Here is a 23272-nt window from a genome sequence, read left to right on the forward strand (position 1 = left end):
TTCCAATTAGAGATTAAGATGTTTATAAATGAACTGAACCAAAAATACTTTGAAAGCTTTCACCAATTCTCGACCGACCTAGGAATGACCAACTCAGTATCTAATTGCGATTTGCTTTCGATGTTTGAGTGGATTCGGTCTCCCTAAAAGGAGGTGATCCAGCCACACCTTCCGGTACGGCTACCTTGTTACGACTTCACCCCAGTCACCAGTCCTGCCTTCGGCATCCCCCTCTGCGAACAGTTGGGGTAACGACTTCGGGCGTGACCAGCTTCCATGGTGTGACGGGCGGTGTGTACAAGGCCCGGGAACGAATTCACTGCAGTATGCTGACCTGCAATTACTAGCGATTCCGACTTCACGCAGGCGAGTTGCAGCCTGCGATCTGAACTGAGCTACGGTTTTGTGAGATTTGCATCACATTGCTGTGTAGCTGCCCTTTGTCCGTAGCATTGTAGTACGTGTGTAGCCCAAGACGTAAGGGGCATGCTGACTTGACGTCATCCCCACCTTCCTCCGGTTTGTCACCGGCAGTCTCTCTAGAGTGCCCAACTTAATGCTGGCAACTAAAAACGAGGGTTGCGCTCGTTGCGGGACTTAACCCAACATCTCACGACACGAGCTGACGACAGCCATGCACCACCTGTGTTCGCGCTCCCGAAGGCACTCTCTCCTTTCAGAGAGATTCGCGACATGTCAAGTCTTGGTAAGGTTCTTCGCGTTGCATCGAATTAAACCACATACTCCACCGCTTGTGCGGGCCCCCGTCAATTCCTTTGAGTTTCACACTTGCGTGCGTACTCCCCAGGCGGGATACTTAACGCGTTAGCTCCGGCACGGCTTGGGTCGATACAAGCCACGCCTAGTATCCATCGTTTACGGCTAGGACTACTGGGGTATCTAATCCCATTCGCTCCCCTAGCTTTCGTCCCTCAGTGTCAGTTGCGGCCTAGTAGAGCGCCTTCGCCACTGGTGTTCTTCCTGATATCTACGCATTTCACCGCTACACCAGGAATTCCCTCTACCCCGAACGCACTCCAGCCTTGTAGTTTCCACTGCTTTTACCTAGTTAAGCTAGGTTCTTTAACAGCAGACTTACATAGCCACCTGCGGACCCTTTACGCCCAATCATTCCGGATAACGCTTGCATCCTCCGTATTACCGCGGCTGCTGGCACGGAGTTAGCCGATGCTTATTCCTCAAGTACCGTCATTTTTTTCTTCCCTGAGAAAAGAGGTTTACAACCCAAGAGCCTTCCTCCCTCACGCGGTATTGCTCCGTCAGGCTTTCGCCCATTGCGGAAAATTCCCCACTGCTGCCTCCCGTAGGAGTCTGGGCCGTGTCTCAGTCCCAGTGTGGCTGATCATCCTCTCAGACCAGCTACTGATCGTCGCCTAGGTGCGCTTTTACCACACCTACTAGCTAATCAGACGCGAGCTCATCTTCAGGCAGCAAGCCTTTCACCTCTCGGCATATCCGGTATTAGCCACAGTTTCCCGTGGTTGTCCCCGACCTGAAGCCAGATTCTCACGCGTTACTCACCCGTCCGCCACTATCTCCGAAGAGACCGTTCGACTTGCATGTGTTAAGCATACCGCCAGCGTTCATCCTGAGCCAGGATCAAACTCTCCGTTTTGTTGTGCTTAGAGTTTGCTTCCGAACTCTCGGTTCAGAATCCTGTAAAAATTTTTGATTAACCTTTGGGAATCTTCCCAAACTAAATCTTCTTGACGAGGATTGGTTATTGTTTCGCTTTCAAAGTATTTTGTTTTCTCGGTTCAGGTGTTGCGGCTTTTGCCTTGGCACTTATTTAACATAACAACTCTATCTGGTTTCGTCAAGGGGTTTGGCAAAGTTTTTTTAAAAGGGGCAAGAAAACTGACTGAAACCCGTTCGTGATAGGTATTTGGTAGAACGCCGCAATGTGGATAACGGAGCATCGAAGTTATCATCACCTGCCATGATTCATGCTATCGATTGTTTAGGCAGTGTCTGTGTGAAGGTTTTCCAGTCAATTGGGGCTAGGGGCGATCGCTCCTATAGAACCCATTCTAAATTTGCTAGGTATGCTCTGCAATTGCCGTATCTCTTGAGTTTCATGCCTTTATAAGCCAGTGGATAGAGGCGATCGCCTACTAATACATAGAAACTGAGAAACTAAAATTAAACAACCATATATAGATATGCGGGTAGAGTTTTCATCGATTGGTATCCCTGAAGTTAAGTACTAATGTCCAAAAACACACTTTTGGAGAACTGCTAATCCCAGAACGCCTGGGAAAGCGTGGCTAACCTTCCAGATTTCCCCCTCAAGTAATTGAGCCACTACAAGCAGCAGGATAATATCAACCGCAAATACAGAGGCTAACAGAGGTATAGTCACACTTCTATAGACATCTCCGAAAACTATCAAACCCTTGCAGTTACGATATTTTTGGTGAGCGATCGCTAACTGCAAATATCCTGAGATTCTACGGTAGAATAGGTGTTAGAAATGCGTGTTGTTGGTAATTAGCCAAAAGTAGGATCTCTTTGAGGTAATTTTATTATAAATAATTTCAAGTTTTTATAGTTACAAAATAAATGTGCCAATGCGTAATCTAACGAGTCCACAAATAGTCATAATTATCTGCTCGTATTTAGAGGAATTTAATCTAAATCTTTCTTGAGCTACTCTAAATATCTTCACTAAACGAATTAAATGTTCTACAAATATGCGCTCTGATGCCAGTTCTTTATTTTGAATTTTTTGTTCAGAACTTAATTCTTTTTTTCTAGGCTTTTTTTCAGGTGTTTTAATTGATTTCTCTCCTTGGTAAGCTTTGTCACCGGAAAATTTTTGTTTCTCTTCAAACCCATTTTTATTTTCCCGAAATAAATTTATGTCACTTTTTCGTCCTGGCTCACCAGCTACTACATCAACAATATCTCTACCATTAGGCAGAACAATTAATTGACTTTTTCTAGTGTGCATTTTCTTCTTACCTGAGTAATATTTTTCCTGCTGTTGATACTCTGAAGGTCTTTCTATGGGCTGTTCATAGCTATCTACGATTAGTTCAAAGTCTGTTAAAACTTCTTTAACAATTTCATAGTCACTGGAGTTTTTTTTACCTGTTCTACTAAACTTGGTGGTAATAATTCTCCCAATAATGGCAACCAATAGTTAAACGTATCATTTGCAGTTGTTTCACTCACGCCAAATTGAATACCCAATAGTTGAAATGTGGTTAAATGTCGTAAATATGTTAGGGTGAGAATTATTTGCTCCGATGGTGATAATTTTGGTCTGCGACCACCTCCACCCAGAATAATTCTCACTTTTCTATCTTCAAGCAATTCTCGTTTATGATTGTGCCGTTTAATGGCTTTGTCTAAAAGTTCCTGCAACTGTTCATATTTCAGCCCTACTAAACGCTGTGCTTCCTGGGGATTATTTTGGATATAATCGAATATACTGCTCATAATGCTTTACTAAAAATAGCATTTTATACTCTTATACCATAATTTTATTCTTTTTCGGAGATGTCTTATACCTATTTACAAGTTTTTGAAAGTCTCTCAAATAAGTAGACCGGAAAGTTATGCGATCGCCTCAGTGATATTTTTACTCTCCTCCGTCAGAGGCAATGTCTCACTTTGCTGTGGATAAGCATATCCTAGTACCGTCATCTACTATTACTTGTCAAGTAGCATTGACGAATCGTAACAATTTTGTTATATTAGTTTACATAAGGTAACAAATACAGGAAAATATTATGTATACAACCATTAACGAAAGCGGTATTCTGAATAACTACGCTAACGAACCCAAAATGTACTGAGCTAACTACCCCAACAAAGAAGAGCAACGTCAATATGCGGTGCAAGGTGCGTTTGCTACATTGGTTGTGACTAAGTAGGTAAGCATGAATAAACCAAACTATGTTAAGACTCGTAAACAGGGACCAAACCCTTACTAATGACCAATGACAAATGACCAATGACGACCCTAGCTAGTTAACTTTATTTCCGCCGACCTACTTACGTTAATTTTGGTTACCTTGGGCGTTAGCTAATATTTGTTGATTTCGGTATCGGTATTTCTCATCGTCATTTGGACTTCTCCTTCTCACCCCGCTTAGTTTAATCGGTAAATTTATCTTGTAATTCCATCCTTGGTGAAGGTGCAGAATGTGTGATTGAAATTCCCATTCATCAGTGAATAATTATCAATTATAACTAAAGCTAATTCCGGAGTTAATTTACGTGTTAAAGAATTAATTCCTTCCCTTGCTCAGTGAAGCGAACGTCTTTAATATTCCATTCAGCATTACTGATTAAAGTTTTGCGAAGACTGCCAAATAAAGCAAACTGTTCACAACTAGAAAGAGAAACAAATTGCCGTTTTGACAAAGCAGATAGCCGAAAATCAACTGTAGCGATGCCATTTTGAACTTGGACACGATAAGCAGACAAGTCAAAATCAGCTGTATTTTGTTCTTCTATAATTTTACCTACCGCAGCTGTTATGGGTTCTGCTGCTGTTAATGAGACTTGTTGCGGAATCAATTCTTGGCATTGGATATCACTAGTATATAAGGTGATATTAACAGTTTGGCTCGTGGGAGTTTGAGAGGTGGCAGCAGGTGTTTTTGGAGCCGTCCTTGGCGTGGTGGTAGGATCTGGTGTTTGACTGTCAATACTGCTGGAAGTAGGATGAGGATTAGAACTACAACTACTGATGCTAGCAGCGATCGCTAGCATTATAAATGGTAAAACGTACTTTTTGTGGATCATATTGATAACAGGTATGTGATAGACTATTAACTTCAGTGCCATTGATATGAATTCCGCATAAATTTAGAAAAACGCTACAAGCTGCTGTGAAGAGTTAACGTTGTTCATATTCTTTGTATAAATAACGGTAATTCAACTGAAATTCATGGCAAAATAATTATTATGGATACTTAGTTTAAGGATTTTTCAGACATAAATTCTCCCATTTCCATAGTCCCAATAATTTTTTTTCCTTGTCTTCCCGTCCCCCTGGGTTCTGAAAGCTAAAAATGGCAAGAGGCTAGGCTGAGAGACTTACTGGTTTAGCATCAATTAGGATAATTTTTGAGTTAATTTTAGATTTGAAATTTTCAATTGGGAAACATAGATATTGAAGTTAACTTCAGCCCGTTAGCTGAAAATAGACAAGACTATGACTGGTAATTTGATCACGGTTGATAAAAATGCCTATGAATCCCTTCAACAAGAACTCATAGAACTGCGTGAGCGAGAAATTCGTAATAACCTGAAATATAGCCAAGAGCAAATTGGTTTATTTATAGAGTATACATCGGTGGCGATCGCCAGATTTGATTGTCAAATGCGATACTTAGTAGGATGAACACAGATAAATATATACTTCATCTGAATGAAAACTGCTGTATAAACTAGATTTAGTCAGGAAAATTAATGATCAAACCGCGCAAGTCTTTTGCTCAACATTGGCTCAAAAGTGAAAAGGCTCTGGATGCTATTATTAAAGCAGCAGAATGTCACCAGAGCGATGATCGCGTGCTGGAAATTGGCCCCGGTACGGGTATTCTAACTCGGCGTTTACTGCCCTTGGTGCGATCGCTCGTAGCAGTAGAAATCGACTTTGATTTATGCAAACAGTTAGCCAAGCAACTCGGTAAAAAAGAAAACTTCTTACTATTGCAAGGGGATTTCCTCACCTTAGATTTACCATCCCATTTAGCACCATTTCCCAACTTTCAACAGCCCAATAAAGTAGTCGCGAATATACCCTACAATATTACAGGGCCAATCATCGAGAAATTGCTAGGCACTATCGCCAACCCTAACCCAGAACCATTTGACTCCATAGTGCTACTAGTGCAGAAAGAAGTAGCCGATAGATTGTATGCTCATCCTGGTTCGAGAACTTTTGGCGCGTTGAGTGTGCGGGTGCAGTATTTAGCTGATTGTGAATTTATTTGTACCGTTCCCGCAGGTGCATTTTACCCACCGCCAAAAGTAGACTCAGCCGTAGTGCGGTTACGTCCCCGAACGATAGAAACACCCGCACTGAACCCCCGAAAATTTGAAAATTTGGTAAAACTGGGATTTAGCGCAAAACGTAAAATGTTAAGAAATAATTTGCAATCGGTGGTTGAACGCGATCGCCTGACCCACTTACTGGAACAATTAGAAATAAATCCCCAAGTTCGAGCCGAAGACCTCAGCGTTCAGCAATGGGTAAGATTAGCAAACCAGTTAACAGTGAACACTGAACAGTAAACAGACTGATAACTGATAACTGATAACTGATAACTGATAACTGATATGCGTTCATACAATCTAATTGCTCCTGCTAAAATCAACTTGTATCTGGAAATCATTAGTGACCGTCCGGATGGCTATCACGAGTTAGCTATGATACTCCAAAGTATCGAGCTTGCCGACAAAATTAATGTCCAATCCCTAAGCACAGATAGGATTCGCGTCAACTGCAACCACCCACAAGTACCCACAGACAAAAGTAATCTAGCATACCGAGCAGCAGCACTCATGGCGGCGAAATTTCCCGAAGCCTTGGCTCAATATGGGGGTGTAGAAATTACCATTAACAAGCAAATTCCCGTAGCAGCTGGGTTGGCGGGAGGTTCGACAAATGCCGCAGCCGTGTTAATAGGGATAGATTTATTATGGAAACTAGGACTCACGAAACCAGAATTAGAAGAACTCGGTGCTACTTTGGGTTCAGATATCCCCTTTTGTGTCGCCGGGGGAACAGTGATTGCGACAGGTAGAGGTGAGAAACTTTCGCCTTTACCAAGTTTGGATCATATATATATAGTATTGGCGAAATATCGTAGTCTAGAAGTATCCACAGCTTGGGCGTACAAAACCTATCGCCAAGAATTTGGCAATACTTATCTTAAAGATACGGAAAATTTAGCCGCCCGTGCAGCCGCAGTTCATTCAGAAGTAATAGTTAAAGCTATCCTGAATAAAGATACCCGAGAAATTGCCCAAAAACTACACAATGATTTAGAGCGTGTAGTCTTAGCAGCTTATCCTCAAGTCTTACAACTGCGAGAACTATTTGCCACTCAACCAGGCGTTTTAGGAACCATGATGTCTGGTTCTGGCCCCACAGTGTTTGCGCTGGTGGAGTCGGAAGCACAAGCCCAAGCAGTTAAGCTACAGATGAGAGCAGCAATTCCTGATGAGGATTTAGAATTGTTTGTGACTCGGACTATTACACATGGCATTCAGGTAGCATCATCAATTTAAGGAAGTATTTTTCTTTGCACCAAAACACTAAGACACAAAAAATATATGAGTGATTCAAAAGTAACACAACCAGAAGCTGAAAATCAGATTCCACCAACTCCCTTACGTTGTATAACCGGAGCAGTATTTGCTGGAGGGCTAGGATATGCGATGTATTCGCTGATGATATCCATAGCGACAACTTTTGCAGCTAAACCTATCCATTCGGATAACCCAATGGTGGTGAATATTGGCTCTGCTGTGCGGACTTTGGTTGTCGGTGTAGTTGCTTTGGGAACTGGAATATTTGGTATAGTTGCAATTGGTTTGTTAGCTTTGGCAATCCAATTAGTGGTGCAGCAATTGACAAAGCCCAAAAACAGTTAACCTCGACCTAAAGGTGCATAGTTTTCATGTTGAGGGTGAGAATTGATCATTTGCGGCTTCTTCTCACTACTGAAAACTTGAGAAAGTTGATTTTGGTTTCTCCAAGTTTTGGGAGGTATACCGTGATCTTGGCGGAACTGGCGGGAGAAATGACAAGCATTTTGATAGCCGAGTTTTGTAGCAATCTGCTCTATGGTTTGATCACTATCCCTCAATAACAGCCGGGCTGCGGCCATGCGGCGCTTGACAATCCAACCATTAACAGTTTGACCTGTTTTTTTATTTACTCTACTTGTGAGGTAAGCTGGTGAATAACCCACAGCCTCCGCCACATTAGATAAAGTAATTCCTCGATGATAATTAGCTTCAATGTAGTCGAAAACTTCTTTGAGATGGGGAATGGCTGGAAAGATTGAGTTAGAGGTGACAGACGGAATTGTGTCTGCGGGTACTGATTCTGGCATTTGATGCGATTTAGTCGCATACCAGCGATGCAAAAGAGATTGCTTTTCCAATCGGATGGCGATCGCCTTAAGTAATTGCTCTAAAGTACAGGGTTTAGTAAGATAGTCATCTGCGCCCAACTCCATACCTTTACGAATATCTGTTTGATGATCGCTACCAGTCAGAAAAATAAAGGGAATAATCGCAGTTACAGGATCTTGGCGCATCCTCTGGAGAACACTATAGCCATCCATATCTGGCATGACAATATCGCAAACCACCAAATCGGGTAAATAGGTTTGTGCTTTTTCGATACCAATTCGACCATTTTCTGCCACTATAGTCTTGAAACCTTCAGCCTCAAGTCCTTTAGCATAAAGATTGCGGGTAGTAGCATCATCTTCAATTATCAGAATTGTTTTCGGAGATTCCTGTATCATTTTTCTATCACTAGGATTTTTGACAAATATAGGGATGTTGCGGTGGGTTACGACGGAAACAAAGGTTGATTCGTCAAAAAATCATTGACCGCCGTCTAACCCACCCTACGGACTGGGGACACCGATGGTACGGGCGGGTTTAGTCATATTGTCTGCCCGCCTTCTTCCGTTTATCTCCTAACCTCCTTGGCGGTTCCTATAACTTTGATTTCACCGCCGGTAACATCATCGTAAATGTGGTACTGACACCAAGTTCACTTTCTACAGCAATGTAACCACGATGTAAGTCCACAAGGGTTTTGACAATGGATAACCCTAGTCCAGTACCGGGCAAATGATGAATATTGCTACCTCGATAAAATGGCTCAAATAATCGCGGTATATCAGCAACGGGAATACCAATACCCCTATCTGTCACCTGAAAAACTACTTTCCCACACTCACAAAACAGTTTAAAATCAACTACGCTGCCAATAGGAGAATATTTCATCGCATTATCGAGCAAGTTCGAGATCATCGGCTCCAGCAGTTTTTGATCCATACAGGCTGTTATGTAGCGACCTTGACTCACGAAATTTATGCGGTTCTCACTACCATTTGTCTGCATTTGTGCAATTAACTCATTGCAGAACTCAACTAAATTGAGTGGTTTGGCATCAAAGTTGAGTTTGGCTGCTTCTGCTTTCGCGAAGAACAGAATATCATCCAACATTTTGGTGATCTGTTCCACACCTGATTGAATGTGATCAAGTAATGGTCCTGTTTTTTCCTCCTGACAGTAATTTATATGCCTTTTGAGTAAGCTATTAGAGAACGAAACAACATTGAGCGGGGTGCGGAATTGATGGCAAACCATAGACATGAACTGCGCTTTCAGTTCGCTGAGTTGTTTGATTTGTTCTAAAGTTTGACTCAGATCCGATTCTGCTTGTTTATATTCAGTGATATCAATGCCTGCAATCATTTCAAATGGTGTTTCTTGATCATCAAGCATTGCGACTGCACAAGCTAACCAGCGTTCTGTGCCGTTTTTTTCCAGAATCTTGATTTCCTGGTATTCTAAATCTTTATCATGTACCTGTTTACGCTTTTTGTTCTTGAACAATTGGCGCGCATCAAAGCCAGTTATGAGTTCCTCTTTTGTATAGCCTGTGAGTACCTCAGCCGCCGGATTCATGTAGGATAAATCCCAGCCTTGAATGATAAAAATGCTAGCATTTGTCGTCTCTGCCAAAGTACACCAGCTAGCTTCATTCAACTGTGGTACTTCTTCTGTTCGCTGGGATTCGGTAATATCCCAAATACTCCATAGTCTACCCATAATTTTACCCTCCAGCCACTGCGGCTGAGAGTATTGAGCAAAAATTCTCCCATCCTTTAATTCTAAAATATCGTAGCTTTCCAAATCAAATTGATTGGATATTTCCCGCATCACCTGGTTATAGGCTTCTGGATATTTTAGTTCCTTCTCGAAAAAAGCTTGGCATTGAAGATAATTCCTGGATAGCATCAGAGAATTGGGTATGTGCCACATATCCAATTCTCTGATTAAAACCGAGAATATCTCCTTTAAGACTGACTGTAACAATGCCATGAGCAGTAGATTCCAGGGTAGAACGCAGTAGAGAAAGGGATTGTTGGATCTGTGCTTCCTTTTCCTTCAGTTCAGCAATTTCCTGTTGTAAATGCTTTTGAGTATTTTGTAATTCGTCAATCCACTTGTACATACACCCCTCTACTACTTCATCATTTCTCTCACAGCCAAAGCTACAGTCAACTTTTCTGCTTTGCTCATCTATGTAGGTAAAGGTAATTTCCACCAAAAAGATTTTATTCCCTGGGTGGGAGCATTCCGAAATTTGAATGTGAATTCACCTTGTAATGTCAGCGTCAACATATCAAGTTGGATCAACATATTTCGCCATGACTCTAACCAATGGTGTCGAAAAAATCCAGCATCCACATTTTCCAGTCTAATGGAAAGTAATTTTTCCTGGGAATATTTAACCTTTCTGCGCCATGTTGCGGCTTGCTCATCAAGAAACTGCGCGGTTTCTACTAAATAAAAAACAGTATGTATAGCTTGATTGCTCAGTAAATTAGCAAATTTTAGTTTCGTTTCTGGGTGTAGTGCTAATGAATAATCGAATTGAGCTAATTGATAATTGCCTGTATTCATATCCCTACTCGCTATTTTTGTCAATTGGTAGTCGAGGCACTAAAGCTTTGATAATCACAACTTCTTAAAAGTGCTGATTACCCGACGCTATTACAAAGGATAAATTTAGTTATAAAGATTTTCAGAGTGACTGATAATTCTTAATTTAATCTTACCAAGATAAAGTAGGCAATTCAAGTGATTTACATATAGGACTTACGCAAGAACTCTCTGAAACCTTCTTAACTTCTCCCAAAGGGAGAGGCTAGCGCCAACGTGTCCTTCGTGTCCTTCGTGGTTCGTTTTTCCATAATTTTGCGTAAGTCCTGGTCATAAATTAAATTTTCATCATTTTACTCCTCCAGATATCTAACTATAGAATAATGTGCTGAGTCATCTGTCATGAGATATACCTTTTTTATTAATCTCATATACGTATTACTAGAACATCTTCCCAAAGGTATAAAAATTGTAAAAAAATAATGTATCTATAATCACAAAAGATTGAGAACTAGGAATATTGGGTAGCAAAAAAAAACAGCAATAAGCTCTTAGCATCTCATGATGTTTTTTTGCCAGCAATGTATTAACTGGCTTTCAGAGCAGTAAAATCTAGGTTTTCTGAAAAAAAGGGTATAAAATACAACTTTTATTCAAAATACTAGCTTAAGTCTATAACCAAATCCCAGGGTGTATAATTTGTGATTTTTGGATGTGATTTGAGGAGCCACGATTACAGTTCCGGGAAATCAATCAATTGCAAGAGCAAAAGAAGAGATAAGTCTATCCAAAAATCGTTCATATATCTGTGGCTAAAAATTGAGTACGCTTAACAAAGAAGCTGCTTCTGCAACACGGTTTATCTCTAGGGGCTAATTTAACTAGATATATATTAGGCAGATAAAAATGCTGGCTAGTTAAATCCACCCCTATTTTCCCAAGTAACTGGTAATTCTGGTTAATGATTTTTACAGATAAGCAGAAATGTCTGTAATCAGCTTTGTGTAATAGCAAAATTTTCTTATAGAGATAGTGAAGTTGGATGATACTACCAGGAAGACTCTCAAAGATCAGTCCCGTGATTTTAGATTTTAGATAAAAACATCAATCACAATTGAATCTAGATGTAGGAATCCAAATTAAAAAAGAGGGAAAGCTATGCATCAAATAAATAATAGTTGTAATACACAAGCCGCTAAGAAAATTAATACAGAACAAATTGAACAAATTATCAAAGCAATTATTGCTGGAAAATATTCCTGGGCTTGTGTATTAATTCTGCGGTTTTCTGGCTACAACCCTATAGACTACATACCTTACCGCACCTACATTCGATTGCTGAAAAATAATTGCTTAGGGGAAAACTCAAAGTCAAAAGACATGGATAAGAAAGAAGTGTTTGACATGAACTCAAACTGGATTCGACTCTGAAAAGATTTCATTGTTTCTCCTTTCTGAGTCACCCTATTTCCAGATACATAGCAGCTAATGATTTACCCACTGACGACTGTTAATACCCGTCTGCAACCGATCCTCAGAGAGATTGTTTGGCATAAAAAGCAAGAAGTAGCGCAAATGCACCAACAGATGTCGTTAGCTTCTTTGCAACGCCAGTTAACGGCTGCGCCAACCGTGCGAGATTTCTTGACTGCTTTGCAACAAAATCCTTACAAACCTGGACTAATTGCAGAAGTTCAAAAAGCATCACCATTCTATGGTAATATTCGTACAGATTTTGATCCCATAGCGATCGCCAAAGCTTATGAGCGAGGTGGTGCAGCTTGTATATCAGTTTTCACGGAAACAGCATTCTTTCATGGCAGTTGGGAAAGTTTGCGCGCAATTCGCCAGAGAGTAGCATTGCCCTTGTTGTGCAAAGAGTTTATTATTGATCCGTGCCAAATTTATTTAGCACGAGCAGCAGGAGCCGATGCTGTACTACTAATTGCAGCCATTCTCACAGATCGGGAAATTCAAGACTTTCTGAGAGTAATTCACTATTTAGGTATGAATGCTTTAGTGGAGGTTCATAACTTGAGTGAACTAGACCGGGTACTCAAGCTTGATGACATCCGCTTAGTTGGGATTAACAACCAGAATTTAGAAGATTTTACCATTGATCTGGGCATTACGCAACAATTGCTGGCAGCTAGGCGATCGCAGTTACAAAACTTAGGTGTGATAGTTGTCAGTGAGTCTGGACTATATACAAACGCTGATTTATCTCTAATGGCTGAGGCTGGTACAAATGCAGTGATAGTGGGAGAATCTTTAATTAAACAAGAGGACATAGAACAGTCCGTGCGTTGTCTGCTCAAAGGTGATTAGTTAATACTCCACCCGCCCAACACAAATTAAATGTGCCTCCACAGGCTATAATAGTTTTAGCCCGCACAAGCGGGCTAGGTTTGTATAGGTATAGTCTAGCCACAGAAGCTGAAATCGGTTAGAATAACAAGTATTTCACAACGAAGCAATAGCTTTGCAACAAAAGCGTCACAAATAATATCTACATTATTAGTCATACATCTAAATATTCTCACAGGCAGCAATGAACAAGCAAGTACATGATGGAGATGCTTCATTTGATCAGACTCATGTCAAATACCAAAATCAAGCCCCCTGGAAAAAAGCAGCCGCCTCTTTATCACTGGTGCTGCTGGGATCAGGTATGACATTAGCCGGTGGTTATTTGGCTGAAAACCCTCAACAGATATCCGAGAGAACATCAAACCTAGCAGTGAGTCGAGTCAATGCTGCACCTCCATTACCAACTGCTACAGGTTCTAACTTCGTCACTCAGGTAGTGGAGAAGGTGGGGCCAGCTGTAGTGCGGATTGAAGCGTCGCGAACTGTCACTAATCGGTTACCTGCTGAATTCAACAATCCATTTTTCCGCCAATTCTTTGGTTCTCAGTTACCAGAACAACAAAGCCGGGTACAACGAGGTACTGGTTCCGGTTTTATCATCAGTAAAGATGGTAGTATTCTCACCAATGCCCACGTAGTTGCTGGTGCGGATACAGTCAGAGTCATATTGAAAGATGGGCGAAGCTTTGAAGGTAAGGTGATGGGGCGCGATGAATTAACAGATGTCGCCGTTGTCAAAATTGAATCGAAGAATCTACCGACTGTAGAAGTGGGGAACTCAGACGAACTGCAACCGGGAGAATGGGCGATCGCCATTGGAAATCCTTTAGGATTAGATAATACAGTCACCACAGGAATCATCAGCGCCACCGGTCGCAGTAGTAATCAAATTGGCGCACCTGATAAGCGAGTTGAATTTATTCAAACCGATGCAGCCATTAATCCTGGTAACTCCGGCGGTCCCTTGTTAAATGCTCGTGGTCAAGTAATTGGGATGAATACAGCCATTATCCAAAGAGCGCAAGGACTGGGTTTTGCCATTCCTATCAACACAGCTCAACGGATTTCTGACCAACTAATTGCTACAGGTAAAGCCCAGCATTCCTATCTAGGAATTCAAATGGTACAGTTAACGCCTCAAATCAAGGAACGTCTGAACTCTGACCCCAATAGCCCTGTCACGGTGAATGAAGATAAAGGTGTCTTAATTGTGCGCGTTATGCCTGACTCACCCGCAGCTAAAGCCGGCTTACGTGCAGGGGATGTCATCCAACGGCTTAACGGTGAATCAGTTACAGAAGCCAGCAGTATCCAAAAAGCCGTAGAAAATGCTCAAGTCGGCGGAAATGTGAGCTTAGGACTGCGGCGCAATGGGCAAAATCTTAACTTAGCTGTGCGAACTGGTGCTTTACCCACTCAACAAGTGCAATAACTGACTGAGTGCTGAGTCAGGAATTTGACACTCCCCACTCCTGTACGGGCGGGTTTATTAAGAATTGCGACGGTTTACAGACTCACTGCTTAAACCCGCCCCTACCCATTCTCCATTTCAGAATAAATACCTGATACCAAGGAGTAACAAAAAAATGCCATACAACTTCTTAATCATTTCACTGCTAATAAATGGCTGATTAGCAAATAACGCTCCAAACAAATTACCAACTATTAAACCAACAGCAATAATTGCCGCATATTTAATATTTATGTTGCCGTTACGATAATATACTACTGCGCCTAAAATCCCAATGGGCAAAATTTGAGCAGCAATAGAAGTACCAGTGGCAAACTTTTGATCCAGACCAACTAACAATACCATTGCTGGTACCATAATTGCACCACCGCCCAGACCAAACATACCACCAGTCAAGCCAGCAACTAAACCAATGGTCAACATTTGAATAACGATATTAGACATATTTATTAATATTTATAAACTTATTTGCTCTGCGAGTATGGATTTGGGTAGCATCCCATGAACACCTTTTTGGGGACTATTGACAACTTGAGTAATGTGAAAATTCACAGCTAAACTACACAAGACATAAGCATCTTCCGCCGACAAATTGGTGAAACGTTCCAGAAGATCAATCATGTTTTTCACAGCTAGTTCTAAGGCTGTATCTAAAGTGGGAGCAAAACCCATTGTAATAATATGAGTTGGGGTTTCAGCTAGAGGTGTTGTCAGTTGTAAATCCTGGCGAAGGGTGAGCTTGATTCTACCATTCATGGAAGTTTCAATCGCGGTGACATTAACTTCCCCATCTCCCTGGGCTGAATGTCCATCACCAATAGAAAATAATCCACCTGGAACAAAAACAGGCAAAAATAGCCGCGAACCTGCTTGGAGTTGACGGTTGTCAATGTTACCACCATAACTACCCGGTGGAATTGAATTGCGGGAATTTTCTGGGGTGGCGACACCAAGGATACCAAAAAAGGGTTTGAGGGGAATTTTGATGCCACTATGAAGGGGAAACTCGGCGATATTGTTGGTTAAATCTAGGGGAATAAATCTCAGCGCAGGTTGAGTAAACTGTTCTGGTAAGGCTCCCCAACCTGTACGAATGGCATTAAAACCAATTGGTAAACTAGGTGCGATCGCTTGTAATTCTATCTCCAAAACGTCACCAGGTGCGGCATCTCGTACATAAATTGGCCCCGTGAGTAAATGCGGTCCGCCCGCAACCTGACGTTCTGAGGCTAAATTTTGGCAGATGTCTAGAAATTCTGGTGTGAGAAACTCCGGTGGGGCTTTGTCGTAAACGTAATAACCAGTGTAAGTTTCCACGTCTATGGTATCGCCAGAATCAATCGTGAGTACTGGTTTAAGTAGATCCGAGAAACCACCCAGATGTACAGTTTCTCTCGTGGCTTTTAAAATATGATGCATCATTTCAGCATTAATGTGGTTTTATGTGTTAATATTTACAGTATTACTATATTTGTATATCAATTTTATTCAATAAACAAACTGGGAAATTAAACTCGGAAATATTTTGACTTTTTTAAGATTTGTTTCGCCTTGGTTCCAGGCTGATGATATGGATGGACAGGTTAACAGAAAAGTTATACAATTTGACTGATAGTAGTAATTTTACCTATTGCTCAATCAACCCAACCATAGTAAAGATTTTCTGGTGATTTAGCCAGATTTGGGAAGCATTCTATTAATATAAGAAAGTCTTGAGAAAGGAACAGCAAACAAATGGATGTAAAGCTGATTTTAGTGGGATTAACAGTTATATTCTCTGTTGCGTGCCTGTTCTTTGGCACGAAAAATGGATTTTATGATTCCGAAAACTATCACGGTAATGGATCGGCACATTAACAAGGTAAACTCCTTTAAACCCAAAGATGAGAGTTTCTTGTTAAGCAAATTTTCCGAACTGGTTTGAGTTCGATGTCAGCGTCCTCCCCAATCAAAAATTGGCTTTATCCGGGTGTAGGGGCGCAAAAAAACTTGCCCCTAGGTGACAAAACCAAGATTCAGCATAATTCTTGGCTTTTGCGGTATGTCGATGATGATCAGGTTAAAGGGGAGGAAAGCATGAGGTATAATCTGTCGGCATCCTCTGGCGTTAATGCTGAAGAGGTTGCTAGTGAATTAAACTGTTTGCCCTATAGTGTCCAACACCATGATGAGGGTGTGTGTTTATTAGTGCGGATGGGACCACACCGGATTCTTCTAGATTGTGGATTAGGGGATGGTTCATCATTGCTGACCTCGTTGGCTGAGTCACAAATGCCAGCAGATGTGGTTTTGGTCAGTCACGCCCACCCAGACCACGCTAGAGGTTTGCTAGACCTACATCATACTTTTCCTCTGTTACCTATTTATGCTAGTGAGGTAACAAGCAAGTTATTACCGCTTAATTGGCTAGACCAAGATCCCCAGAAAATTTCTCAGCTTTGTCATGCTTTGCCGTTGCGATCGCCTGTAGAAATTCAAGAAGGTCTGGTAGTGGAATTATTTCCCGCCGGACACTTACCAGGGGCAGTAGCAATTTTACTCACCTACACGACAGCAGAGCGTTCTTATAAGCTACTGTATACAGGGGATTTTTTCTTATCTAACTCGCGACTGGTAGAAGGCTTGCGTTTAGAAGAGTTGCGAGGATTAGAGTTAAATGTACTGATTATTGAAGGCACTTATGGCACATCCCGTCATCCCCACCGCCGTCACCAAGAAAATCAACTAGCCGAACGCATTAATCGTGCGATCGCCGACCGTTGTTCTGTACTACTTCCCACCCCTGCTTTAGGTTTGGGTCAAGAATTGTTGATGTTGTTACGTTCTCATCACCACTTCACCGGACGGGATTTAGATATTTGGGTGGATGGTGCGGTGGCCACTGGTTGCGATGCTTACCTGGAACTACTGTCCCACCTACCGCCATCAGTGCAGAACTTCGCCCGTCATCAACCCTTATTTTGGGATGAGCGAGTGCGTCCGCGAGTCCGTCGTTTACAGGCAGAACATCGTGCTACTGTGGGCAAATCTCCCTGTATTGTGCTGACAGACTCCACAGCTAATTTAAACCAGTACTGCCAAAAAGAAACTGGCCCTTGGTTGATTTTGTTACCAGAAAAAATTGATATAAAAGTTAATAAAAAATATTTAGCAACCACCACCGACGAAAGTTATCTTCTCGCCCAACATAGTGATGGCCCTGGTACTACTCAGCTAATTCATAATTTGCGTCCCCAGCACGTCGTTTTTGTCCACGGTTCCCCCGCATACCTAGCAGATTTGACTAGCTTAGAAGAACTACAAAACCGTTATCACGTGCATTCTCCAGCTGCGGGAACTTTCGTAGAACTGCCCATTGGCGAAACATTTTTACAACCGGCACCGCCAGAAACTAATTATGAAGGCGAACTCACAGAGTTGGGGACAGTGATTACAGTCACCTTACCGGAGACAATTACAGATGATCCCCGTTGGCGACAGTTTGCTGATACTGGTTTAATTGAAGCTCGTTGGCAGGGTGAAGAATTAGTGTTGCGGGGATTGTCTCCACGAGAACTGCTGCACCAAAGTGGCGATCGCTATATTTGGTCTAATATAGATTCTTGTGGTAATTGCCGACACCAAAGAGGTCAACGGTGTTGGAATCCCGCCTCCCCATTATATAACTTCAAAGTCACCCTTGAGGGTTACTGTCCTGCTTTTGAACGCTTATCCAATTTGGAAACCCCGACTTAATGATGAGTCTTCAGCAACCTTTAATACTGAAAACTCACCACTGTGTTGTAAAGACGCGAATAATCGAATCTCTACTCAGGATTGGAGTCGGGATAATTATTACGGATGCGCTCTGATTCTGGACAATCTTCCGTCATCAGAAATTCTGCATTACCGCGTGGCACGGAGGCTAACTTTTGGGTTACAGAGCCAATGCTTTCCAGACGAACCATTTCTTCCCAGGCACAAACTTCGTCTTCCTCGTCTGTTTCATAGCGTAGAGTCACTAAATCCCCTTCTATATCGAGGATGCGGGCGCGTTCAATCCAGCGTTGCTGGTCCCGCAAGAATACACATACCTCGCGCCCATCGCAACACAGTTGATAAATCTTGCGGTGTAGCATGTACTGCTTCTACCTTTTTAAACAACGTAGTGAAACCTTTGACGCACTCCCCCGCATAAATCACGGCGGATTCTGGGTTCAAACAGCAATTGCAGGCGTAGCCTGTCTTATATCGCCTCGCCCAATGGACAGCGCCCTGCCCATAAGGTGGTAAAATTTGGGATTGACCCCATTTAGATACACCTTTAACAAATCGGTTCCGAGGTTCAGAACCACTGTATCTTATGATTCTACCCATAGACTTGCTTGTGTTTGCCAAAATCCAAAGAAATTTGAAGTCACAGACTCACAGCGACTGCACCTGTTTAACTAAATTTCCTTCAGGTTTTCAGCCGATGTCTACCTCATAGAGGAAACACAATTTGGTAATTCTCCTAACTGGGTGAATATTTGCTGGTGAGTATTTCCAGAAATATGTAATAAAAAATACTCCAAATCAAGCATTGATCGCGGTTGTTTGATTTGCTTTTTTGTAGTCATGGGCATTGCTGGGAAGTCCGGGAACTCTGCTTTATTTTTATCCCTATGTATTTGATCTTAACTCATTCTCCTGCCGACCTTAATCCTTTTCAACAACAATCGGCAAAGAGTTTTGAGCTTTATCATCTCACCCTCGTAATTTGGCTGCGGAAATCTTCATCTTTTTGACTCAATTTCACCCAGTCTAGATTTAAAGACATAAATTTTTGCACTAAGCGATCGCAAGCCGGGCGTTCAGTGGCATAATGTCCCGCATCAATTAAAATTAGATGGCGATCGCGGCTTTCCTGAAACTGATGGAACTTACAATCAGAAGTTAAATAAACTTGAGCCTGAGTTTTGACTACCGCCGAAATATAACTAGCGCCCGAACCCCCCAACACAGCTACCCGTGAAATATTCTGCTGTAAGTCAGCAGTTGGGGAAAAAATCAAATGAGGAGGAGCGAGTCGGGTGTGAATTTTGGCGAGTAATTCTTGTAAAGTCAGACATGGCTCTAGTAAACCAACGCGCCCGTAGCCCAATCCTGCTTGTGTGGGTACTATAGGGGTGGCTGACTGCAAGTCTAAAATTTGAGCCAAAACATCAGCCGTGCCATCCTGTACTTGATCGAAATTTGTATGAGCGCTGTAAATACCAATATTGTGGGTAAAAGCTAATCTTGCCATTTCGGCGATCGCTTCACCACTACATAAAGACTTGAGAGGACTAAAAATCAGTGGATGATGAGCAAAAATTAGATTAGCATGGAGAGCGATCGCTTCTTGCATCACAGCCAAAGTCGGTGTCAAACAAACCAACACCCGCGCCTTTTCTGATAACACACCCGGCTGAATTTGCCAACCGCAATTATCCCAACTTTCACACCAAGCAGGATTTGCCCATTCTTCAAACCAAGTAATTAAATCAGCAATTTTCACACAAATACAATCCTGGGAAACTAAGATGTGATTATTTAGTTCTTTAATTTTAGTGATTTCGTCAAGTTTATGACAGATTATTGAGACTTCCAGAAAATTTTTGGTTTGCTGCTCAACAATACCAGCAAATTGGGAACTCTTAATTTATAGACAAACGCCAATTTATAGGGGAACACACTGATGCTTTCGACAAACGGCGAATATCAATCTTGGGATATAAAAGAAACAGTTTTGCCCGTAGCGTCAAGTTTATCAGAATCTGAGGACACACCTACACAAACAACTGTCGGGACACCCACCAAGTTTTACGGTCGTTATAGCGACTCAATGGAAATGTACAGCCCAGCAATTAAAGTTGCTGAGTATCTTGAAAGTCACGCCTCATGGTTTTCGCGCTGTGCTGAACCGATGAAGGTACAACCGTTGAGTGAAAATGGTTATGCTGTGATTATTGGTCGCTTTGGCTCCTTTGGTTATGACGTAGAGCCAAAAATTGGTCTAGAACTTTTACCCCCAGAGCAAGGAATATACCGAATTCGGACAATCCCTGTTCCTGACTACCATCCGCCTGGTTATGATGTAGACTATCAGGCATCGCTACAGTTGGTAGAAAATGCCGCCCAAGATACTAATACCGGTTTTAGTGAGATTACCCGCGTGGAATGGGAATTGGATTTGATAGTTAATCTGCACTTTCCCAAATTTATTCAACGATTGCCCAAATCTTTAATTCAATCTACAGGCGATCGCTTACTTAATCAAATCGTCCGTCAAGTCTCCCGGCGCTTAACTCGCACAGTCCAGGAAGACTTTCATCAATCTCTGGGAATATCCTTTCCCGGTCATTCCCAGAAAAAGCGCTAAGTTAACAGTCATTAGCCAATAGTCAATGACTAATGACTAATGACTAATGACTAATGACTAAGCATTAGTGAGAATTCTTTGGACAATTTGCACTCCAGTGATGGCTTGCCAAGTAAAAAGTCCCAAAAGAGCGAAATTTAGGACAATGTGAGTTGCACGCGCCCAACTTGCTCCTTTTTGCATAAAAGGAGATAAAGAAGCCGAAAATGCGATCAAACCCGTCATTCCCAACCCAGCTAGTAAATGCGGTCCGACAAATAACTTCCCGTTATTGATGTAGGTGACAGCCATACCACCAATAGCACCTGTCACCATCAAACCTAAGAGTATAGAACCCATTTGGTAGTGTTTAATGTTATATCTACCTTTAATCAGTTCTTTCTTTTCATCTCCTTGAGCGCCTCTGGTACGCTGTACTTGTAGCCCCAGATAGGCAGCGTAAAGTGAGAGTGCTAATAGTCCCCACATGGTTACAGGGTGAAAAAAGTTTAGCCAATATTTAACTTCAGGTGACAGTTCCAAACTCATAGTGTTCTCGCCCACTTCTTAAATCTTCATAAAAATTAGCATACCTCTAATTTCTGTGCTTAAAGTTGCCAGGAGTGAAAGATGTCTTGCCTCTTGCCAAAGTGGTTAAACAATTTCAGACTAAATTTGGGGACTAGACTCACAAAACCTGCTTTGGCGGGAAATATTCATTATGGAAAACAACGATGTCTTGCTGCTAAAATCTGCTAAAAGTGGCGATATTAAGCGGCTGTGTGCGCTACTGACGGCTGGTGCTAAGGTGGACGTTTGCGATCGCGATGGGACTACAGCCTTAATGTTGGCTGCCAATTTAGGTTACACCGAAATTGTGCGATCGCTCTTAGATGCTGGAGCAAATATTAACTTACCTAGAAAACGCTATGGTTTGACAGCTTTAATGTTGGCTGTTAGTACCAATCAACTGGACATTGTGCAGCTTTTGGTATCTAGAGGTGCTGATGTGAATGCCATTAATGAAGATGGCAGCACAGCTTTAATGGCAGCTGCACTTAAAGGTTATATTGATATAGTGCAAATCTTACTGGCTGCTGGCGCTCAAGTGAATGTCACAGACAAAGACGATGATACCGCTTTGAAATTGGCTGTAAAATCCGGTAACACCGGAGTCTTTAAATTAATATCACAAAATAGTGCAAATGTCAATAGTCTAGATCAAGAAGGTGAGACACTCTTGATGATTGCGGCTGACTTGGGACATTTGGAAGTTGTACAAGCATTGCTGACCGCCGGGGCTGATGTCAACCAAAAAAATGAACATGGTACTACTGCGCTATTGGCAGCAGCAGCAGCAGGACACAGTGCGATACCTTCGGTGAGCGTAGCTATCGCATCTGCTTTAATAGATCAAGGTGCCAAGATTAATCATCAAGACAAAGATGGTGAAACTGCCTTACATCTGGCTGTTGTAGAAGGCTATATTGACGTAGTGCAAGAGTTACTTAAACGAGGTGCAAATCCCCAAATTACAAATCACCTGGGTGATACACCAATGCTGGTAGCTGCATTGCAAGGACATAGCCAAATCGTTGAGATATTGCTGCATTCTGCTGGAAAGATGAATGGCACAACTTTGGGTATACCTTTAATGCTAGCAATATCCCAGGGATACATAGACACAGTGAAAGTATTACTAGACTACGGTGCTGATGCTAATACTTTAGGGAATGATAGCAAAACAGCTTTAATTAAAGCAACAGAACACAACTACACAGGGATCATTCGCTTGTTGCTGGCTAAGGGTGCAAATGTGAATTTTCAGGACTTAGCAGGGGCAACAGCATTGATGTGGGCAGTCTCTGGAGGCTATAGTGGGGCTGTACAGATATTACTCCAGGCTGGGGCAGATATCAATGTGAAAAATCGGGGCGGTTATACAGCTTTGATGATTGCGGAATTTAATGGATATCAAAATATAGTCCGCAGTCTGCAAAAAGCTGGCGCACAGGAATAGCCATATTTAAGCAAAAATTAAGAACAAAAAACTCCGACGCAAATATGATGGTTGCATCGGAGTCAGGAAGAATCGAAACACCAAGGTATAACAGGCAAAATGTTTCTACATTGGTGTTTCCTACTGTGCTAGATAAGCTCAATATATAAGGTTCAAGGCTGGAGAACAGTATTATAAAAAGCAGTTTCTTGGTATCATAATTAGAGGCTGATTAACAATACTGATATTAGGGTAAATTCTCGGTTAATTGCCTGAGAAAATAGTTGCACAAATACAAAGAATTAATTAACCACAGATGTACACAGATAAACACAGATAAATATCTATAGCGATCCTAAATAAGACGTGAACATTTCTCTTCTTTCTC

At 41.8% G+C, this 23272-nt stretch carries 24 protein-coding genes, 1 rRNA gene and 1 pseudogene; 12 read left to right on the top strand and 14 right to left on the bottom strand.

Annotated features, from left to right (window positions below; all coding sequences use genetic code 11):
* Positions 1–146: 146 nt before the first annotated feature.
* Positions 147–1636: ribosomal RNA gene (locus NSP_RS16185) — 16S ribosomal RNA — on the bottom strand.
* Positions 1637–1906: 270 nt separating this feature from the next.
* Between NSP_RS16185 and NSP_RS25525 the strand changes: the two genes are divergently transcribed.
* Positions 1907–2110, top strand: coding sequence for a hypothetical protein (locus NSP_RS25525; protein ID WP_144360556.1), 204 nt, complete (start codon positions 1907–1909; stop codon positions 2108–2110).
* 117 nt (positions 2111–2227) lie between these two features.
* On the opposite strand, the gene NSP_RS16190 is transcribed toward NSP_RS25525, so the two are convergent.
* The 3 genes from NSP_RS16190 to NSP_RS27000 form a co-directional block, all read right to left on the bottom strand.
* Complete coding sequence (locus NSP_RS16190; RefSeq protein WP_006196943.1) at positions 2228–2458, bottom strand: hypothetical protein; 231 nt, start codon at positions 2456–2458, stop codon at positions 2228–2230.
* 114 nt (positions 2459–2572) lie between these two features.
* Positions 2573–3163 carry an HARBI1 family protein gene (locus NSP_RS25530; protein WP_173403274.1) on the bottom strand — a complete coding sequence of 197 codons (591 nt, stop codon included), beginning with the start codon at positions 3161–3163 and terminating at the stop codon, positions 2573–2575.
* Positions 3070–3465: a helix-turn-helix domain-containing protein gene (locus NSP_RS27000; protein ID WP_006194894.1), complete on the bottom strand. Its 396-nt coding sequence runs from the start codon at positions 3463–3465 to the stop codon at positions 3070–3072. Before NSP_RS27000 ends, NSP_RS25530 begins: the two co-directional genes overlap by 94 nt.
* A 293-nt stretch (positions 3466–3758) precedes the next feature.
* Here NSP_RS27000 and psb34 point away from each other — a divergent pair.
* A pseudogene (psb34, locus tag NSP_RS27005) lies at positions 3759–3902 on the top strand (photosystem II assembly protein Psb34).
* 349 nt (positions 3903–4251) lie between these two features.
* Here the strand turns inward: psb34 and NSP_RS16205 are convergent.
* A complete protein-coding gene (locus tag NSP_RS16205) occupies positions 4252–4746 on the bottom strand; it encodes a hypothetical protein (RefSeq protein ID WP_006196944.1) in 495 nt (164 codons plus the stop codon).
* 445 nt (positions 4747–5191) lie between these two features.
* On the opposite strand from NSP_RS16205, the gene NSP_RS16210 reads away from it, so the two are divergent.
* From NSP_RS16210 to NSP_RS16225, 4 genes are all read left to right on the top strand, one after another.
* Positions 5192–5380 carry a hypothetical protein gene (locus NSP_RS16210; protein ID WP_006196945.1) on the top strand — a complete coding sequence of 63 codons (189 nt, stop codon included), beginning with the start codon at positions 5192–5194 and terminating at the stop codon, positions 5378–5380.
* A gap of 68 nt (positions 5381–5448) precedes the next feature.
* Positions 5449–6276, top strand: coding sequence for a 16S rRNA (adenine(1518)-N(6)/adenine(1519)-N(6))-dimethyltransferase RsmA (gene rsmA / locus NSP_RS16215; protein WP_006196946.1), 828 nt, complete (start codon positions 5449–5451; stop codon positions 6274–6276).
* A gap of 45 nt (positions 6277–6321) precedes the next feature.
* The gene (gene ispE / locus NSP_RS16220) at positions 6322–7275 is read left to right on the top strand and encodes a 4-(cytidine 5'-diphospho)-2-C-methyl-D-erythritol kinase (protein ID WP_006196947.1); all 954 of its coding nucleotides are present in this window, start codon (positions 6322–6324) and stop codon (positions 7273–7275) included.
* A gap of 45 nt (positions 7276–7320) precedes the next feature.
* A complete protein-coding gene (locus NSP_RS16225) occupies positions 7321–7641 on the top strand; it encodes a DUF3082 domain-containing protein (protein WP_006196948.1) in 321 nt (106 codons plus the stop codon).
* Here NSP_RS16225 and NSP_RS16230 read toward each other — a convergent pair.
* The 4 genes from NSP_RS16230 to NSP_RS16245 all read right to left on the bottom strand — a co-directional run bounded on the left by NSP_RS16230 (position 7638) and on the right by NSP_RS16245 (position 10704).
* Positions 7638–8525 (bottom strand): response regulator transcription factor, encoded by an 888-nt coding sequence (locus tag NSP_RS16230; protein ID WP_006196949.1) that lies wholly within the window; start codon positions 8523–8525, stop codon positions 7638–7640. The two genes, NSP_RS16225 and NSP_RS16230, sit on opposite strands and share 4 nt — an antisense overlap.
* Before the next feature lie 196 nt (positions 8526–8721).
* A complete protein-coding gene (locus tag NSP_RS16235; RefSeq protein ID WP_231859487.1) occupies positions 8722–10035 on the bottom strand; it encodes a PAS domain-containing sensor histidine kinase in 1314 nt (437 codons plus the stop codon).
* Positions 9965–10348, bottom strand: a complete 384-nt coding sequence (locus NSP_RS16240) for a hypothetical protein (RefSeq protein WP_157133664.1) — start codon at positions 10346–10348, stop codon at positions 9965–9967. The genes NSP_RS16235 and NSP_RS16240 overlap by 71 nt, the downstream gene beginning before the upstream one ends.
* Positions 10321–10704, bottom strand: coding sequence for a hypothetical protein (locus NSP_RS16245; RefSeq protein ID WP_006196952.1), 384 nt, complete (start codon positions 10702–10704; stop codon positions 10321–10323). Before NSP_RS16245 ends, NSP_RS16240 begins: the two co-directional genes overlap by 28 nt.
* Positions 10705–11841: 1137 nt before the next feature.
* On the opposite strand from NSP_RS16245, the gene NSP_RS16250 reads away from it, so the two are divergent.
* From NSP_RS16250 to NSP_RS16260, 3 genes are all read left to right on the top strand, one after another.
* A complete protein-coding gene (locus NSP_RS16250; protein WP_006196953.1) occupies positions 11842–12114 on the top strand; it encodes a HetP family heterocyst commitment protein in 273 nt (90 codons plus the stop codon).
* Between the two features lie 57 nt (positions 12115–12171).
* Positions 12172–13011: an indole-3-glycerol phosphate synthase TrpC gene (gene trpC, locus NSP_RS16255; RefSeq protein ID WP_006196954.1), complete on the top strand. Its 840-nt coding sequence runs from the start codon at positions 12172–12174 to the stop codon at positions 13009–13011.
* 223 nt (positions 13012–13234) lie between these two features.
* Complete coding sequence (locus NSP_RS16260) at positions 13235–14485, top strand: HhoA/HhoB/HtrA family serine endopeptidase (protein WP_006196955.1); 1251 nt, start codon at positions 13235–13237, stop codon at positions 14483–14485.
* Positions 14486–14602: 117 nt separating this feature from the next.
* Here NSP_RS16260 and NSP_RS16265 read toward each other — a convergent pair whose 3' ends face one another.
* Positions 14603–14968 (bottom strand): sulfite exporter TauE/SafE family protein, encoded by a 366-nt coding sequence (locus tag NSP_RS16265; protein ID WP_006196956.1) that lies wholly within the window; start codon positions 14966–14968, stop codon positions 14603–14605.
* A gap of 12 nt (positions 14969–14980) precedes the next feature.
* The gene (locus tag NSP_RS16270; RefSeq protein ID WP_173403293.1) at positions 14981–15946 is read right to left on the bottom strand and encodes an acetamidase/formamidase family protein; all 966 of its coding nucleotides are present in this window, start codon (positions 15944–15946) and stop codon (positions 14981–14983) included.
* A gap of 654 nt (positions 15947–16600) precedes the next feature.
* Here NSP_RS16270 and NSP_RS16280 point away from each other — a divergent pair.
* On the top strand, positions 16601–18259 hold the full coding sequence (locus NSP_RS16280) for an MBL fold metallo-hydrolase (RefSeq protein ID WP_173403294.1): 1659 nt from the start codon (positions 16601–16603) through the stop codon (positions 18257–18259).
* A 71-nt stretch (positions 18260–18330) separates the two neighbouring features.
* Here the strand turns inward: NSP_RS16280 and NSP_RS16285 are convergent, their stop codons facing one another.
* Both NSP_RS16285 and NSP_RS16290 read right to left on the bottom strand, forming a co-directional pair.
* Positions 18331–18642 carry a DUF6679 family protein gene (locus tag NSP_RS16285; RefSeq protein WP_006196959.1) on the bottom strand — a complete coding sequence of 104 codons (312 nt, stop codon included), beginning with the start codon at positions 18640–18642 and terminating at the stop codon, positions 18331–18333.
* Between the two features lie 602 nt (positions 18643–19244).
* The gene (locus NSP_RS16290; RefSeq protein ID WP_006196960.1) at positions 19245–20042 is read right to left on the bottom strand and encodes a Nif3-like dinuclear metal center hexameric protein; all 798 of its coding nucleotides are present in this window, start codon (positions 20040–20042) and stop codon (positions 19245–19247) included.
* Positions 20043–20222: 180 nt separating this feature from the next.
* Between NSP_RS16290 and NSP_RS16295 the strand changes: the two genes are divergently transcribed.
* A complete protein-coding gene (locus NSP_RS16295) occupies positions 20223–20906 on the top strand; it encodes a DUF1997 domain-containing protein (RefSeq protein WP_006196961.1) in 684 nt (227 codons plus the stop codon).
* A gap of 57 nt (positions 20907–20963) precedes the next feature.
* Here the strand turns inward: NSP_RS16295 and NSP_RS16300 are convergent, their stop codons facing one another.
* A complete protein-coding gene (locus tag NSP_RS16300; RefSeq protein WP_006196962.1) occupies positions 20964–21434 on the bottom strand; it encodes a DUF4079 domain-containing protein in 471 nt (156 codons plus the stop codon).
* A 172-nt stretch (positions 21435–21606) separates the two neighbouring features.
* Here NSP_RS16300 and NSP_RS16305 point away from each other — a divergent pair, with 172 nt between their 5' ends.
* Positions 21607–22905, top strand: a complete 1299-nt coding sequence (locus NSP_RS16305; RefSeq protein WP_006196963.1) for an ankyrin repeat domain-containing protein — start codon at positions 21607–21609, stop codon at positions 22903–22905.
* Positions 22906–23272: the final 367 nt, after the last annotated feature.

This window comes from Nodularia spumigena CCY9414 (genome assembly GCF_000340565.2).
Classification (GTDB): domain Bacteria; phylum Cyanobacteriota; class Cyanobacteriia; order Cyanobacteriales; family Nostocaceae; genus Nodularia; species Nodularia spumigena.